14 protein-coding genes are annotated in these 15,267 nt (G+C 68.1%); 4 read left to right on the forward strand and 10 right to left on the reverse strand.

Annotated elements, in window-relative coordinates; translation table 11 throughout:
- Positions 1–66 precede the first annotated feature (66 nt).
- Positions 67–762 (reverse strand): hypothetical protein, encoded by a 696-nt coding sequence (locus BO221_RS20000; protein WP_073562076.1) that lies wholly within the window; start codon positions 760–762, stop codon positions 67–69.
- Between the two features lie 223 nt (positions 763–985).
- Here BO221_RS20000 and BO221_RS20005 point away from each other — a divergent pair, with 223 nt between their 5' ends.
- Together BO221_RS20005 and cyaY are read left to right on the forward strand one after the other, a co-directional pair.
- Positions 986–1,495: a histidine phosphatase family protein gene (locus BO221_RS20005; RefSeq protein ID WP_073562347.1), complete on the forward strand. Its 510-nt coding sequence runs from the start codon at positions 986–988 to the stop codon at positions 1,493–1,495.
- 27 nt (positions 1,496–1,522) lie between these two features.
- Entirely contained in the window at positions 1,523–1,855 is a 333-nt protein-coding gene (gene cyaY / locus BO221_RS20010; RefSeq protein WP_073562077.1) for an iron donor protein CyaY, read from the forward strand.
- Between the two features lie 87 nt (positions 1,856–1,942).
- Here cyaY and BO221_RS20015 read toward each other — a convergent pair whose 3' ends face one another.
- The 6 genes from BO221_RS20015 to secA all read right to left on the reverse strand — a co-directional run bounded on the left by BO221_RS20015 (position 1,943) and on the right by secA (position 9,255).
- Positions 1,943–2,881, reverse strand: coding sequence for a diguanylate cyclase (locus BO221_RS20015; protein ID WP_073562078.1), 939 nt, complete (start codon positions 2,879–2,881; stop codon positions 1,943–1,945).
- Between the two features lies 1 nt (position 2,882).
- Positions 2,883–3,437: a ribosome recycling factor gene (frr, locus tag BO221_RS20020; protein WP_073562079.1), complete on the reverse strand. Its 555-nt coding sequence runs from the start codon at positions 3,435–3,437 to the stop codon at positions 2,883–2,885.
- A gap of 41 nt (positions 3,438–3,478) precedes the next feature.
- Positions 3,479–4,231 carry a UMP kinase gene (pyrH, locus tag BO221_RS20025; RefSeq protein ID WP_043403536.1) on the reverse strand — a complete coding sequence of 251 codons (753 nt, stop codon included), beginning with the start codon at positions 4,229–4,231 and terminating at the stop codon, positions 3,479–3,481.
- A 163-nt stretch (positions 4,232–4,394) separates the two neighbouring features.
- Positions 4,395–5,048, reverse strand: coding sequence for a translation elongation factor Ts (tsf, locus tag BO221_RS20030; protein WP_073562080.1), 654 nt, complete (start codon positions 5,046–5,048; stop codon positions 4,395–4,397).
- A 141-nt stretch (positions 5,049–5,189) separates the two neighbouring features.
- Positions 5,190–6,164 (reverse strand): 30S ribosomal protein S2, encoded by a 975-nt coding sequence (gene rpsB / locus BO221_RS20035; protein WP_073562081.1) that lies wholly within the window; start codon positions 6,162–6,164, stop codon positions 5,190–5,192.
- Between the two features lie 250 nt (positions 6,165–6,414).
- Positions 6,415–9,255, reverse strand: a complete 2,841-nt coding sequence (gene secA / locus BO221_RS20040; protein ID WP_073562082.1) for a preprotein translocase subunit SecA — start codon at positions 9,253–9,255, stop codon at positions 6,415–6,417.
- Between the two features lie 314 nt (positions 9,256–9,569).
- On the opposite strand from secA, the gene rlmM reads away from it, so the two are divergent.
- Both rlmM and BO221_RS20050 read left to right on the forward strand, forming a co-directional pair.
- On the forward strand, positions 9,570–10,592 hold the full coding sequence (rlmM, locus tag BO221_RS20045) for a 23S rRNA (cytidine(2498)-2'-O)-methyltransferase RlmM (RefSeq protein WP_073562348.1): 1,023 nt from the start codon (positions 9,570–9,572) through the stop codon (positions 10,590–10,592).
- A gap of 27 nt (positions 10,593–10,619) precedes the next feature.
- Positions 10,620–11,309 (forward strand): diguanylate cyclase domain-containing protein, encoded by a 690-nt coding sequence (locus BO221_RS20050; protein ID WP_073562083.1) that lies wholly within the window; start codon positions 10,620–10,622, stop codon positions 11,307–11,309.
- A 130-nt stretch (positions 11,310–11,439) separates the two neighbouring features.
- Here the strand turns inward: BO221_RS20050 and BO221_RS20055 are convergent, their stop codons facing one another.
- The 3 genes from BO221_RS20055 to recN all read right to left on the reverse strand — a co-directional run bounded on the left by BO221_RS20055 (position 11,440) and on the right by recN (position 15,209).
- On the reverse strand, positions 11,440–12,357 hold the full coding sequence (locus tag BO221_RS20055) for a M23 family metallopeptidase (protein WP_043403532.1): 918 nt from the start codon (positions 12,355–12,357) through the stop codon (positions 11,440–11,442).
- Between the two features lie 257 nt (positions 12,358–12,614).
- The gene (locus tag BO221_RS20060; RefSeq protein WP_198956148.1) at positions 12,615–13,376 is read right to left on the reverse strand and encodes a Stp1/IreP family PP2C-type Ser/Thr phosphatase; all 762 of its coding nucleotides are present in this window, start codon (positions 13,374–13,376) and stop codon (positions 12,615–12,617) included.
- A gap of 93 nt (positions 13,377–13,469) precedes the next feature.
- Positions 13,470–15,209 carry a DNA repair protein RecN gene (gene recN, locus BO221_RS20065; protein ID WP_073562349.1) on the reverse strand — a complete coding sequence of 580 codons (1,740 nt, stop codon included), beginning with the start codon at positions 15,207–15,209 and terminating at the stop codon, positions 13,470–13,472.
- Positions 15,210–15,267: the final 58 nt, after the last annotated feature.

The raw sequence follows: 15,267 nt of genomic DNA on the forward strand, positions 1-15,267 counted from the left end.
CCTCTCCCCCCGGGAGAGGGACGGGGTGAGGGTATCCGGGCCCCGAGTCGAGCCCGTAAGCGGTGCCTACTGCGCCTTTCCGCCGAAGGACTTGAGCATGTCCTGGTAGTTCCGCATCAGGTCCTGCTCGCGGGTCAGTACGAGGTCCACATTGGCATCCCCGTGGACCTTCCGGACGGACACGAGCTTCTCGGTCTCCTCCACGCGCTGGCGCATGACCTCGATCTGGGGTTCCAGCTCCTTCTGCTGCTCGGGCTTGAGGCGGGCCTGCATCTCCTCGAGCCGCTTGAGCTCGCCGGCGAGGTCCAGCATGGCGGCCATGTGACGCTGGGTGATGACGTCCGTGATGAGGGAGCCGATGCGGTTGACGTCCTCCTCGGAGAGGCCGGCCTCGCGGCGGGCCTTGGCCTCGGACTCGGCCTTGCTCTCGATGGCCTTCATGGACTCGGTCATACCCACGGGCCTGCCCTGCGCGTCCAGCGTGCCGGCGGTGAGCCGGGCCTTGGCGGCCTGGAGCTCCCGGGCCATGGCGGCGTAGGCGTCCAGCACCTGGCGCTGGTAGCCAACGTAGGCGTCCAGCTTCGCCTGGGTGAGGGCATAGGGCTTGCTGTCATCGAGCACCTCGGGGGCCTCGGTGGGGGCCTCCCGCGAGCCCTCTCCGGCCTCCGTCCCGGCGGCCTGCCGGGCAGGCGCGGGAGCCTCCTCCTTCTTGCAGCCGGACAGCATTCCCGCGGCGAACAGCACCCACAGCAGCTTGCGCATCCACACTCCTCCAGGGGTCCTCCCCGGTCATACGAGGGGCGGAGTATACGTCCGCACACAGTCGGCCACGGACGGGATTGCATCCGCTCCGGGCGGAACGGCCCCAGGCTGCCTGCCCACCGGCGGGAGGGGCCGTCACCAACCAACAATCGCCGTATTACCTTTGACCAACCCTGGCGCGGTCGTGTACGAACCGCGGTCCGTTCAGAGCGGTGGAGGCACCTTGAGGATCTTCCTGGTAAGGCACGGCGAGGCGGACGCGGAGGCCCCCGAGGGACTCGGTGACGAGGCACGCGCGCTCACTGCCAAGGCCCGAGCCAGCACGGCCGCGCATTTCGCGTCGCTGGCAGAGCGTATCGGACCGGTTTCGCTCGTGCTCACGAGCCCGCTGGTGCGCACGGTTCAGACGGCGCAGTTGCTCTCCACCATCCTCAAGCACGAGGGCACCCTGCGCGCCCATCGCTGCCTGCTGCCGGACATGCCAGTGGGCGCCGTGACCCCCGTGATCGACGATTACACGGGTGAGAACATCGTGCTCGTGGGCCACCAGCCGTCCATGGGGGCGTTGGCCACCCACCTGCTGGGCATGCAGTCCTTCCCCAAGCAGGTCAACCCGGGCACCATCATCGCCATCGAGCGCCCGGACTCCACCGAGCCCGGCGCCGCGCCCGCCCCGGCGAAGCTGCTGTTCTTCGCCGCCCCCGGCCAGCCGGTGCTCGACGTCATCCAGTAGCCGCTCCGTTTCCTGGAGGCTTCACCGATGATGGACGAAGCGAGCTACAACCAGCTCGTCTCCGCGGCGTTCAAGCGCATCATGGCCGCCGCGGATGCGCTCGACCCGGATGACCTCGAGGCCGAGAGCACGGGTGACATGGTCACCCTCACCACGCCCTCTCGCGAGAAGTGCATCGTCAACACCCAGCGCGCCGTGCGGCAGATCTGGGTCGCGGGCCGCTCCCAGGGCATCCACTTCTCCTATGACGCCGCCAGCGGCTCCTGGCTGGACGACAAGGGGAAGGGGCTTGAGCTGTTCCGCTTCGTGGCCGACGTGGTGCGGGACATCTCCGGCCAGGAGCTGGTGTACCCGGGGTAATCCCGGCTCGACCCGGGATGCCCGATACCCTCACCCCGACCCTCTCCCGGAGGGAGAGGGAGGAGTGGGCATCCTGGGCTGAGACAGTTACTCGGAAACGGGCTCCGCGGGCGTCTGACGGCCGCCCTCGACGCGATCTCCGCCCGCGGCCTGAGCCCGGCGCAGCGCGTCTCCTGCTTCCTTCATGAGGCTGCCGAAGCTCACCTGCGCCTGGCCCTTCTGCGCCGATGGCTCGAACACCGCCAGGCCCATGGACGCCGTCAGCCCCGGCACCGACTCCACTTCCTTCACCCGCTGCCGCAGCCGCTCCGCCACCACCATCGCTCCCTCGTGCGGCGTGTACGGCAGGAAGACGATGAAGCGGCCCTCGGCGAACGGCACCGCCACGTCGATGTCTCGCAGCGCCTCGGAGAGCCGCCGGAGCACCTCCGCCAGCGCGGACGTACGCTGGGCCGCCGGCAGCGTGGCGAGCCGTTCCGCGTACCGGTCCGGCTCCAGCAACAGGTAGGAAATGGGGTAGCGGTACCGGCGGCTGCGCTTCACTTCCATGAAGAGCAGCCTCTTGAGGAACTCCAGGTCCGCGCCCGAGGAGCTCGGCTCACGGCGAGGCCCCTGATGCTGCATCAGCTGCATCTCGGTGCGCACCACCGACACCGTCTCGCGGGCCTGCGCCAGCTGCATCATCAGGCTCACGCAGGACACCACGGTGGCCCGCTTCAACGGACCCACCAGACACGCCTCCGCCCCCGCGGCGGCCGAGCGCGCCTCCGGCTGCTCCTCTTCCGGCAGGTACAGCAGGAGCACCGGAATCGTCGATGCCTCCTCCTTCACCTGCCGGCAGAGCGTCTCGCCGTCGAAGCTCTCCGTGACAGAAGCCAGCACCAACGCGGGCGCCAGCTCGCGCACCCGCTCCAGCGCATCCCGGACCTCGGACGCTACCGTCACCTCATGGCCGGCGTTCTCCAGGAACTTGCGCAGCGCCCCGGCCACCGAGGCGGATGGCTCCGCGACGAGAATGAAGGCCATCTCAGACCTCCATCACTTCCTTCTCCTTCTTGGAGATGATCTCGTCCACCTTCTTCACGCCGTCGTCCGTCTCCTTCTGCACCTTTTCCGTCAGGCGCTTGGAGTCGTCCTCGGTGATCTTCTTGTCCTTGAGCTGTGCCTTGATGGCTTCGTTCGAGTCGCGGCGGATGTTGCGGATGGCGACCTTGTGCTCCTCGCCCTTGGTCTTCACCTGCTTGGCGATCTCCTTGCGCCGCTCCTCGGTGAGGGGCGGGAAGGGCAGGCGGATGACCTCACCGTCGTTCATCGGGTTGATGCCGAGGTTGGCCTCGCGGATGGCCTTCTCGATCTCCTTGAGGACGCTCTTCTCCCACGGCTTGATGATGATGAGCCGGGGCTCGGGCGAGGTGATGTTGGCCACGCCGCTCAGCGGGGTGGGCGTGCCGTAGTAGTCCACCCGGATGCCGTCGAGCAGGTTCGGACTGGCGCGGCCCGTGCGCACCTTCGTCAATTCCCGACGGAGATCCTCGAGCGTCTTGTCGATACGGCCCTTCAGTTCGGTCACGGCATCTGCCATGTGCAGGTCTCCTTATGAAGTGAAGCGCGTCCGTGCTTCTCTCAGGCCCAGGCCGTCTCGCCCACGCCCACCACGGTTCCGATCTCGCCCGCGTCGCCCAGGATGGCCTTGCCGATGTTACCGCGCTGGGTCAGGTCGAACACGATGATCGGCAGCTTGTTGTCCATGCAGAGCGAGATGGCCGTGGAATCCATCACGTTCAGATTCTGCTTGAGGACGTCCATGTACGTCAGCGTCCGGTAGCGCCGCGCCGTGGGGTCCTTCTTCGGATCCGCGCTGTAGATGCCATCCACCTTGGTCGCCTTGAGGATGACCTCGGCGTTGATCTCCATGGCGCGCAAGGAAGCGGCGGTGTCCGTGGTGAAGTACGGGTTGCCGGTGCCCGCGGCGAAGATGACGATGCGGCCCTTCTCCAGGTGACGCACCGCGCGCCGGCGGATGTAGGGCTCGGCGATCTGCTCCATCTTGATGGCCGAGAGCACCCGGGTGTGGCAGCCCTGCTTCTCCAGCGCGTCCTGCATGGCCATGGAGTTGATGCAGGTGGCGAGCATGCCCATGTAGTCGGCGCTCGCGCGATCCATGCCCTCGGTGGAGCCCGCCACGCCGCGGAAGATGTTGCCTCCGCCGATGACCACGGCCAGTTCCACACCCGCCTCCGCCACCTCTTTGAGCTCCGAGGCGATGCGCGACAGCGTGGGAGGATGGATGCCGTACTTCCCCTCCCCCATCAGGGCTTCGCCCGACAGCTTGAGGAGGATGCGCTTGTAACGACGGGCCGTGGCTGGAGCGGACATTGGCCCCGCTTGTATCCCTCGCCCCGGCGGCGATCAACGCCCGAGTGCCTCGGCCGTCCGCCAGTGGCCCCTCCCCTGGCTCCCGGCCCCAGGAACGGCAAGGGCCGCGACGCCCCGGGGAATACCGGAACGCGCGGCCCTCGGCACGGCGGGCGGCGGACGGCTAGGCCTGGCCCAGCGTCTTGGCCACCTCGGCGGCCAGGTCTTCCTTCTTCTTCTCGATGCCCTCACCGACCTCGTAGCGCACGAAGCGGCGCACGGAGACCTTCTCGCCGATCTTCGCCGAGCGCTCGGTGATCATCTCGCCGACCTTCTTCTTGTCGTCCTTCACCCAGAGCTGGTCCACGAGGCACACGCCCTCGTAGTACTTCTCCACCTTGCCCACGAGGATCTTGTCCCACATGGCCTCGGGCTTGTTCGCCTGCTTGAGCAGCGCGCGCTGGATCTCCTTCTCCTTCTCCAGCAGCTCGGTGGGGACCTCTTCGCGGCGCACGTACTTGGGGTTGGCCGCGGCGACCTGCATGGCCACGTCCTTGACCAGGTCCTGGAAGTCCGTGTTGCGGGCCACGAAGTCCGTCTCGCAGTTGACCTCCACGATGACGCCGATGCGGCCACCATGGATGTAGGTGCCGATCACGCCCTCGGCGGCCACGCGGCCGGCCTTGCCCTCGGCGCGGGAGATGCCCTTCTTGCGCAGCCACTCCTCGGCCTTGGCGAAGTCGCCACCGGACTCGGCGAGGGCCTTCTTGCAATCCATCATGCCCGCGCCGGTCTTCTCGCGGAGCTCCTTCACCATCGTGGCGCTGACCTCGGCCATGTTCGTCTCCAGGGACCCACCCCGTGACTGGGGGGGGAATTGAGTTTGAAGGTACTGCTGGGGTTGAAAAGGAAAAGCCGGGCAGCGACCAAGCGCCGCCCGGCTGGACTCCAAGCGCTCCTCGGAGGGAGCGCGGCGGCACTACTCGGCGGTGGTCTCCCCGCCGCCCTCGCCACCCTCGGAGGCCTCACCCGCAGCGGCGGGAGCGGCACCCTTCATCTCCACGAGGGGCCCACGGCGCTCGCCACCCCGGTCGCCACCGCGGCGGTCACCACCCCGGTCATTGCGGCGCGGCCCGCGGCGGTCGCCACGGTCGTCGCGGTCGCGGCGATCACCACGCTCCTCGCGGCCCTCATCCTCGTCACGGTCGGCCGCCCCGCTGGCGCGGTAGCGGGCGCCGCCCTCGATGCACGACTCGGCGATCTTCGAGGTGAAGAGCTTGATGGAGCGGATGGCGTCGTCGTTGCCCGGGATGACGAAGTCGATGCCGTCCGGGTCGCAGTTGGTGTCCACCACGCCGATGACCGGGATGCCGAGGCGGTTGGCCTCGTGCACGGCGATATGCTCCTTCTTCGGGTCGATCACGAAGATGCACTTGGGCAGCTTGGACATCTCCTTCACGCCGCCCAGGTTCTTCTCCAGCTTCTCGCGCTCACGCTCGAGGGACGCGACTTCCTTCTTCGGGAGGCGCTCGAAGGTGCCATCCTCGGCCATCTTCTCGAGCGTCTTCAGGCGGTCGATGCCCTGCTTGATCGTCTTGAAGTTGGTCAGCGTGCCACCCAGCCAACGGCTGGTGACGAAGAACTGACCGGCGCGGCGCGCCTCCTCCTGGATGACGTCCTGCGCCTGCTTCTTGGTGCCCACGAAGAGCACCGCGCCACCGCGGCCGGTGATGTCCGCCACGAAGCGGAAGGCCGCGCGGGCCATGTTGACCGTCTTCTGGAGGTCGATGATGTAGATGCCGTTGCGGGCGCCGAAGATGTAGGGCTTCATCTTCGGGTTCCAGCGCTTCGTCTGGTGGCCGAAGTGAACACCGGCCTCCAGGAGCTGCCGCATCGTGATGCCGCTGGCGGCGGCCATGGCCTGCTGCTGAGTCGTATTGTCTTGCGTTTCCATCTCGGTTCTTCCTCCACGTTCCGTAAGGAGTCCGGCCGTTTGCTCCCGAACAGGAGCACCGAGGGCCGGCAAGAACGTGTGTGTAGTGGGTTGACTGAAACAACGAGCCCACCACCAGCCTGGGCTGGCGGCGGGCGGGCTTCTCTAACAAAACCCATGCCGCCGGTGCAAGCTTCGCGACGCGGGGTGGGAACTGGTGGACGGGAGCCGGGCACCCAGGGGAACTGGGGCCCGGCCCGCCGGGGGGTGCCTAGACGCTGGCCTCGGACGCCCCGTGGCACTTCTTGTACTTCTTGCCGCTGCCGCAGTGGCACGGATCATTGCGGCCCAGCTTGGGGCCTCCGGCCGGAGCGCCCTGGCGGGTGGCGGCGGCCGGACGGGGAGCGGCGGTCTCGGCCAGCTTGCCCTCGGCGTCCGCACGGCCTTCCTGCATCTGACGCTGGCGCTGGGCCATCTGCCGGGCCAGCCGGGCGGCCTCCTCGGCCGCGTCGGAGGCACCCTTGGCCTGCACCCGCATCATCTGCATGGCGAACTGGGTGCTGATGGCGCCCAGCATCTGCATGAAGCCGTTGTAGCCCTCCTTCTTGTACTCCTGCTTCGGGTCCTTCTGGCCGTAGCCGCGCAGGCCAATGCCCTGGCGCAGGTGGTCCATCGCCAGCAGGTGGTCCTTCCACAGCGTGTCGATGGTGACCAGGTAGCGCACCTGGAGGAAGCGCAGGAACTCCTCGCCGAACTCCTGCTCACGCGTCTGGATGACCTTCTCCGCTGCCTTGTAGATGTCCTCCTGCAGTTGCTCGCGCGAACTCACGTTGTCGAAGGACAGCTCCAGGTTGAGCGACTCCTTCACCCCGCGGGTGAGCGCCTCCAGGTCCCACGACGCCGGGTTCCTGGACGGGCAGTAGGTGTCGGTCTGCGAGACGATGACGTCCTCGACCGCGTCCAGGAGCAGCTCCCGGTAATCCGCCCAGGAAACGAGCTGCTCGGAGCGGATCTTCGCGCGGGTCTTCTTGTCCTCCTCGTACTCGACCAGCGGGATGCCGGCACCGGCGGCCAGCACCTTGCGGCGCAGCTTGTAGATGGTGCGCCGCTGCTGGTTCATCACGTCGTCGTACTCGAGCAGGTTCTTGCGGATGTCGAAGTTGTGCCCTTCGACGCGCCGCTGGGCGCTCTCGATGGCGCGGCTGAGCCACACGTGCTCGATGACCTCGCCCTCCTCCATGCCCAGGCGCTCCATCAGGCCCGAGATGCGCTCGGACCCGAAGATGCGCATCAGGTCGTCCTCGAGCGACAGGTAGAAGCGGCTGCCACCCGGGTCACCCTGGCGGCCGGCGCGGCCACGCAGCTGATTGTCGATGCGGCGCGACTCGTGACGCTCGGTGCCGATGATGTAGAGGCCGCCAGCGGCCACCACTTCCTCGCGCTCCTTCTGCGTCTGCTCCTTGTACTTGGCCAGCGAGGCCTCGAAGCGCTGCTTGTAGTCGGCGAGCGCCTGCTGGTAGCCGGTCATGTCCACCGGCTGGCCGTCCGGCGTCGTCGTCACGGCGGGAGGCTGGGGCTCGGCGCCCACCTCGGACTTCGCCATCACCTCGGGGTTGCCACCCAGGAGGATGTCCGTGCCTCGGCCGGCCATGTTGGTGGCGATGGTGACCGCGCCCTTACGGCCCGCCTGCGCGACGATCTCCGCCTCGCGCTCGTGCTGCTTCGCATTGAGCACGTTGTGGGGGATGCCCTGAGACTTGAGGAAGTTGGCCACCACCTCGCTCTTGGCGATGGACACGGTGCCCACCAGCACCGGCTGCCCCTTCTTGTGCAGCTCGACGATGTCCTTGGCCACCGCCTCGAACTTCTCGCGCTCCGTCTTGTAGACGACGTCGTCCTGATCCTTGCGGATCATCGCCCGGTTGGTGGGCACCACCCGGACCTCGAGGTTGTAGATCTTCGCGAACTCCTCGGCCTCGGTGTCGGCGGTGCCGGTCATGCCCGAGAGCTTGGAGTACATGCGGAAGTAGTTCTGGAACGAGATGGTCGCCAGCGTCTGGTTCTCGTTCTCGATGTTCACGCCTTCCTTGGCCTCGACGGCCTGGTGCAGGCCGTCCGACCAGCGGCGGCCCGCCATGAGGCGGCCGGTGAACTCATCGACGATCATGACCTCGCCGTCGCGCACCACGTAGTCGCGGTCACGCTTGTAGAGCGTGTGGGCCCGCAGGGCCTGCTCCACGTGGTGGAGCGTCTCGATCTCTCCCGGATCGTAGAGGTTGTTGATCTTCAGCCGCTGCTGGAGCTTCTCGATGCCCGCGTCGGTGAGGGACACCGACTTGTGCTTCTCGTCCAGGATGTAGTCCTGGTCCGGCACCAGGCCCGGAATCACCTTGTCGACGTTGTAGTACTTGTCGGTGGTGTCGTCGGTGGGGCCGGAGATGATGAGCGGGGTGCGGGCTTCGTCGATGAGGATGGAGTCCACCTCGTCCACGATGGCGAAGTTCAGCTCGCGCTGGACGTAGTCCTGCAGGCGGAACTTCATGTTGTCGCGCAGGTAGTCGAAGCCGAACTCGTTGTTCTGCCCGTAGGTGATGTCCGCCCGGTAGGACTCCTGGCGCTGACGATCGTTCAGCTCGTGGAGGATGCAGCCGGTGGTCATGCCCAGGAAGCGGTGCACGCGGCCCATCCACTCGGCGTCGCGCCGGGCGAGGTAGTCGTTCACCGTCACCACGTGGACGCCGCGGCCGGACAGGGCGTTGAGGTACGAGGGCAGCGTGGCGGTGAGCGTCTTGCCCTCACCGGTGCGCATCTCCGAGATGCACCCCTGGTGGAGGAACATGCCGCCGATCATCTGCACGTCGTAGTGCCGCTGGCCGATCACCCGGCGGGCGGCCTCGCGCGTGATGGCGAAGGCGTCGTACAGCAGCTCGTCCAGCGGGCGGCCGTTCTGCACCTCCTGCTTCATCCGTGCGGTGGCGGCGGGGAAGTCCTCATCCTTGAGCGCCCGCATCTTGCTCTCAAGCTCGTTGATGCGGGCTACCTTCGGGTACGTTTTCTTGAGCTCGCGCTCATTCTTCGTCCCGATGATCTTCTTCAGCGTCCATTCGATCATGCGATTCTGACTCTCTCGCCGGAGAATCCTCGAAGGGACGCGGCGAGTGAAGGGAAATCCCTGGATTGTAGGTGGGATGCAGGAAGGAAACCATGCGTTTCTCCCGCGTCATTCCACCTGATTGGCCGCCGCGCGAGCGGCAGGACAGAGTAAAGCGGAACCGAGGCCACGCAATGCCCTCCCGTCGAAAAGAGACCCATCGTCCCGCAAGGCGCCCTGCTCCCCGCCCTCAAAAGGGTCCCCCCTCTGCTCGGGGGGCGAAGCCGGCGCCCGTGCCACTTCCCGTGGTTCCACCCCGGGTGAAGTCACCGCCTCTGCCGGCGGCCACTCTCCCTTCACAACCCGGGCGGTGGCTCTGGACCTGCCGAGCCGGTTTCGAGCCCCACCTGTTCGAGGAGCTGGCGTGGGCGGGAGCGTCCCCCCGGCTGCTTGGCGAGGTGCTCGTGGAGAGCGAGAAGCGCCCGGCCGAGCCCCCCGTCTTCGCCCGCACGGGAATCCGCGTGCAGGCCTCCCTGCCGGCCGATCAACCCCCCGAGCAGATCGCCGAGTCCATCTCCGCCCGGGTGCTCGAGGCGGTGCCTGCTGGCTCGCTGGTGCTCCAAGCGTTCACGCCGGACAGCCCGGCCGGCAACCGGATGGCCGACGAGGCGGATGCCTTGCTGGAGGCGGTGCGGGCACGGCTGCCCCCGGAGCGGCTGCTGGAGGAGACGTGGCGGGCTCGTGAGGCCGGGGCCACGCTCGCCGAGCTGTGTGTGGCGCCCGGAGTGGTGCTGGTGGGCACGGTGCCCGCGCGCGAGGCCCTGTCGCTCTCGCCGGGTGGACGTCAGCGCATGCGGCGCTCGGCCGACTCCCCCTCTCGCGCGGCGATGAAGCTGGAGGAGGCACTCGTCAACCTCCCCTTCGAGCCGGGCCGGGGTGAGGTGTGTGTGGACCTTGGCGCGGCGCCCGGTGGGTGGACACAGCGGCTGGTGGCTCGCGGCGCGCGGGTGATTGCCGTGGACCCGGCGAAGCTCATGCCCGAGCTGGCCCGGCAGCCCCGCGTGGAGCACATCCAGGAGAGCGCCTTCGCCTACGCCCCCGAGGAGCCCGCCGACTGGCTCTTCTGCGACATGGCCTGGCGGCCCATCGAGGTGGCGCAGCTCCTGGCCAAGTGGGGCCGGCGCGGCTGGGCCTCGCACCTGGTGGCCAACATCAAGCTGCCCATGAAGGACAAGAACCCCATCCTCGTGCGGGTGCGGCACATCCTCACCCAGGAGGGCGGCTGGCAGGGCCTGACGATGCGCCAGCTCTACCACGACCGCGACGAGGTCACCGTCACCGCGCACAAGGTGACCTAGAGCACCCCTCGCGGTTAAAGAACGGCCATGCCCTACGCCATCGACGAAGCCATGGCCACCGCGCTGGTGACCCTCTTCCCCCGGCTCGTGCAGCGCTCGCCCGAGCCCGTGAAGGTCGCGCTCCAACGCCTGCTCGACGAGGAGCACGCCCGCCGCGGCGTGCCGGACGCGACGGGCGCGCTCAATCCCCTCGCCCTCACGCAGGGGACCCTCCTCAAGGAGGAGTTCGACCTCTCCACCCACGCCCACCACGCGGGTTGGACGCTGGGCGCGCTCATCGCCGACGTGAAGGGGATGATCCACGTCAACGCGCGCCACGGCTTCCCCGCCGGCGATGCGATGCTGCGGGCCGTGGTGGAGTCCCTGCGCTCCCAGTTTCCCGGAGCGAAGCTCGTGCGGCTGCAGGGGGACAACTTCGCCGTGCTGCTGGTGCCCACCTCGGGCCTCACGGTGACGGAGGCGCTGCGCGAGCCCACCCGCTCCCGGCTCTCCGCGGACGCTCGTGCGGTGCTGCCAGCGGGCGCCGAGGCTCCGGACTTCACGCTCGCCCTGCTGGAGCTCACCATCGAGCAGCCCACCCACTGGCAGGTGCTGGGGCCTCTCGTGTGGGGCGAGCTCGAGCGCGCCTATACCCTGGAGCGCATGGGGAACGCTGGAGGGCTACAGAAGCGGCGGATTCAGCTCGGGGGGTTCGTTCCCGGACGCTCGGAGTCTTGAAACGCAAAAGGGGCGAGGGCCTCATGACCCTCACCCCAACCCTCTCCCAGAGGGAGAGGGGGCATGCGCGGATTCAACCCGGGGGACGAGATACCCTCACCCCGTCCCTCTCCCGAGGGGAGAGGGGTGATTACTCCTCGAGGATGAACTTGCGCGGATTCTGCGGGATGCCGTTCACGCGCACTTCGTAGTGCAGGTGCGGACCCGTCGAGCGGCCCGTGTTGCCCACCGCCGCGATCAGCCCACCACGCTTCACCCGGTCACCCGCCTTCACCAGGATCTTCGCCAGGTGGCCGTAGCGCGTCTTGATGCCGTAGCCGTGGTCGATGACGATCACGTTGCCGTAACCGCCCTCCAGGCCCGCGAACACCACCGTGCCATCCGACGGCGCGAAGACGTCCTTGCCGTGCGGCGCCGCGATGTCCATGCCCGCGTGCATCACCCGGTCCGCCGTGTACGGATCCAACCGCGAGCCGAAATCACTCGTCACCCAGCCGCGCGTCGGCCACAGCGACGGCGTGGAGGCCAGCAGCGACTTCTGGTCCTGGAAGTAGGCCTGCAGCTCGTGCAGGCTCTGCTCCTGCCGGGTCGCCTCCGCGCTCAGCCGGTCCAGCTTCCCCGTCAGCGCCTTGGGCGACTCCATGCTCGCCAGCTCGGTGAACGCCGTCTCCGCCGCCGGAGAACCCACCCCCGGCTCCTGCTCCACCGGACCCATGGCCAGGTTGCGTTGCGGATCCGACAACAGCGTGATGGCCCGCAGCTTCTGGTCGAACCGCTCCACCCGGTCCAGCGTGGAGCCAATGTGCTCGATGCGCTCCCGAACCGACTTCAACTGCCCGCGCAGCGTCAGGTTCTCCTCACGAAGAATCCGATTCTCCGCTGCGTCCCGAGCCACCTGGAAGTAGTGGAAGGTGGCCCCCAGGGCCAATCCCGCCAGCAGCAGAGCCCCGCCCCCCACCTGGAGGAACAGCGACTTCTGCACGCGGTAGCGCTTGACCGGAGATTCGTGGTCCGGGACCACGATCAGGGTGTAGGACTTTTTCGCCAATGCCAGCTCCCTTGTGCGCCTCAGCGCTTCGGCGTGCGCATCCGGGGCCAGAATCTAGGTCATGCCCCAGTGCGCTTCATCTCCCCCACGCCCCGACACCCGCCCATCCGTCATCCATCGTGCCTCTCAGGACACGGGAATCGTTTGGGCAGCTACCACCCGACTTCTCAGGGTGTCAAGTGAGGACACACGACACCCGACGCTCCACGTCCAGTCGCGTGGAACAATTCCAGGCGCTCACTCGGAGCGCCCTGATTTCAGGCTGAAACCTGAACGACGATGACGGTGATGTTGTCGTCGCCACCACGCTCGTTCGCCAGGTCGATGAGCCGCTTGGGAACGTCGGCGAGGCTGGCCGAGGACTGCACCGCCTCGTGCAGTTCCCGGTCCTCGACCATGTTGGCGAGACCGTCCGAGCACAGCAGGAAGACGTCTCCTGGCTCCGCCACCACCCCCATCACGTCCACCTGGACTTCTTCCTCGAAGCCCACCGAACGCGTGATGATGTTCTTGTAGCGGGAGTGCTTGGCCTCCTCGGGGGTGATCATCCCGGCCTTGATCTGCTCGTTGACCAGCGAGTGGTCCTCGGAGATCTGCTGGATGAGGGGACCCCGGACGAGGTAGGCGCGGCTGTCGCCCACGTGCGCGAAGAACGCCTGGTTGTCTCGCACGACGAGCGAGATGACCGTGGTCCCCATGCCCGACAGGCGCGGATCCTCCTGCGCGGTGGTGAAGATGGCCAGACAGGCCCTCTCCACCGCCGTACGCAAGGCATCCGGCAGGAGCGCGTCCTGCAGGTTGGAAGTGGTGACGAACGGGTTGTCCCGACCTTCACGGGCCCGTCGGAGCTCCTTGTCGATGGTCTCGACGGCGATGCGGGAGGCGGTACCGCCCCCGGCATGGCCGCCCATGCCATCCGCGACGACATAGAGCTGTAGCTCGTCGTCGATCAGGAAGCTGTCTTCATTATGGTTGCGCTTACGCCCCACATCCGTGAGGCCGGCCGAGACGACCTTCATGCGGGGAGCCGCGGTCTGCCCTGCGGTTCTGGACACGGGCTGGATGCTATGTGAGGGACCTTATCGGAGCAAGGAGGCGTTGCACGTACCTGGCTACGCACTGCGGCGCAGCCTGTTCCGGGAGCCACCATCCGGGGCCGGCTCCCTCCTGGACCGGGGGGGTCCCGACGCCCGGTGGGCCGAGCGGACCAGGGCCTCGGCCGCTCCCAGGGCCTCTCGCGTCACCTCGACACCGGACATCATCCGCGCCAGTTCCTGGGTGCGCGCGGCCCCCGCCTCCAGAGGCACCACCTCCGAGACGGTCCGCTCTCCCTTGAGCCCCTTGCGGATGAGCAGGTGGGCGTCCGCGTAGGCCGCCACCTGCGGCAGGTGGGTGATGCACAGCACCTGACGGTGCCCGCTGACGTCCCGAATCATCCGGCCCACCACGTCCGCGATGGCGCCGCTCACCCCCGAGTCCGCCTCGTCCAGGATGTAGCAGCCGCAGCCATCACTGTCCGCCAGTGCACGCTTGAGGGCCAGCAGGAGGCGAGAGGCCTCACCACCGGAAGCCACCTTGGCCAGCTGCCGGGGAGGCTCACCCGGGTTGGCGCTGAAGAAGAACTCCACGTCGTCCAGGCCCTCGGCCTTGAGCTGGGTGCCGGGCGTCACCCGCACCTCGAAGGCGGCCTTGCCCAGCGCGAGCATCCCCAGGCCTTCCCGCACCTGCGTTCCAAAGGAGACGGCGCACGCGGCGCGCGCCCGCGACAGGGCCTCGCCACTGCGGCGCGCCCGCTCCTCCGCGGCCTTGCGCTCCCGGGCGAGCTGCTCCAGCACCTCCTGCCGGTTGTCCAGGGTGGACAGCTCCGTCTCCAGCGCGTCGCGCTTCTGCAGCACACCGTCCAGCGTGGTGGCGTGCTTGCGGCACAGCCGCTTGAGGGCGTCCAGGCGATCCTCCACCTCGCTCAACCGGGCCGGGTCGGACTCCAGACCCTCCACGTACCGGCCGAGCCGGCGCTGCGCCTCCTCCAGCTCCGCGAGGGCCGACCCCAGCGACTCCGCCACCGGCGCCAGCGTGGCGTCGCACTTCGCCGCCTCGGTCACCAGCCCCAGCGCGCGGCCCACCGTCTCCACCGCGCTCGATTCCTCACCGGAGAGCAGCTGCTCCGCCTCGGCGCCCTGCCGCTTCAGCTTCTCCGAGCCCGCCAGCCGGCGCCGCTCGGCGTCCAGCCGCACGTCCTCGCCCGACTCCGGCTCCAGGCGGGAGATCTCATCCAATTGGAAGCGCAGGAACTCGGCGCGCTCGCGCAGCCGGGACTCGTCCCCGCCCAGCGCCTCCATGCGCGACACCACCTCCGCCACCGCCGCGTAGTCACGGCCATAGGCGGCGAGCTGCTCCTCCAACCGCCCGTAGCGGTCCAGCAGCACCCGGTGCAGTCCGGCGTCGAAGAGACTCACGTGCTCGTGCTGGCCGGCGATGTCCACCGTGCCGCGCATGAAGCGCGCCAGCACGCCCACCGTCACCAGCGAACCATTGATGTAGGCCTTGGCGCGGCCGTTGCGGCCCACCACGCGGCGCACCAGCACCTCGTCCCCGAGATCCGGCACGCCCAACTCCTCCATGCGCGTGGCCAGCACCGGGGTGCGCTCGAAGACGCCCTCCACCGAGGCCTCCTCGCAGCCCGCGCGAATGGCGTCCGCATCCGCCCGCCCGCCCAGCAGCAGCCCGAGGGCGTCCACCAGAATGGACTTGCCCGCGCCCGTTTCGCCCGTGAGCACGGTCAGGCCGGCCCCGAACGTCACCTCCACCTCCTCAATCACCGCCACATTCGAAATGCGCAAGCCCAGCAGCACGGTGCCCTCCTTCGCCATTCGGACCGTACCTGAACAACCTAGCAGTGGGCTCTGACAC

Origin of the sequence: Archangium sp. Cb G35 (assembly GCF_001896145.1) — a bacterium.
In the GTDB taxonomy this organism is placed as follows: domain Bacteria; phylum Myxococcota; class Myxococcia; order Myxococcales; family Myxococcaceae; genus Archangium; species Archangium violaceum.

Coding starts and splice junctions, on each gene's coding strand:
- BO221_RS20000 (WP_073562076.1), bottom strand. CDS start 762: ATGCGCAAGCTGCTGTGGGTGCTGTTCGCCGCGGGAATGCTGTCCGGC.
- cyaY (WP_073562077.1), top strand. CDS start 1,523: ATGATGGACGAAGCGAGCTACAACCAGCTCGTCTCCGCGGCGTTCAAG.
- BO221_RS20015 (WP_073562078.1), bottom strand. CDS start 2,881: ATGGCCTTCATTCTCGTCGCGGAGCCATCCGCCTCGGTGGCCGGGGCG.
- frr (WP_073562079.1), bottom strand. CDS start 3,437: ATGGCAGATGCCGTGACCGAACTGAAGGGCCGTATCGACAAGACGCTC.
- pyrH (WP_043403536.1), bottom strand. CDS start 4,231: ATGTCCGCTCCAGCCACGGCCCGTCGTTACAAGCGCATCCTCCTCAAG.
- tsf (WP_073562080.1), bottom strand. CDS start 5,048: ATGGCCGAGGTCAGCGCCACGATGGTGAAGGAGCTCCGCGAGAAGACC.
- rpsB (WP_073562081.1), bottom strand. CDS start 6,164: ATGGAAACGCAAGACAATACGACTCAGCAGCAGGCCATGGCCGCCGCC.
- secA (WP_073562082.1), bottom strand. CDS start 9,255: ATGATCGAATGGACGCTGAAGAAGATCATCGGGACGAAGAATGAGCGC.
- BO221_RS20050 (WP_073562083.1), top strand. CDS start 10,620: ATGCCCTACGCCATCGACGAAGCCATGGCCACCGCGCTGGTGACCCTC.
- BO221_RS20060 (WP_198956148.1), bottom strand. CDS start 13,376: ATGAAGGTCGTCTCGGCCGGCCTCACGGATGTGGGGCGTAAGCGCAAC.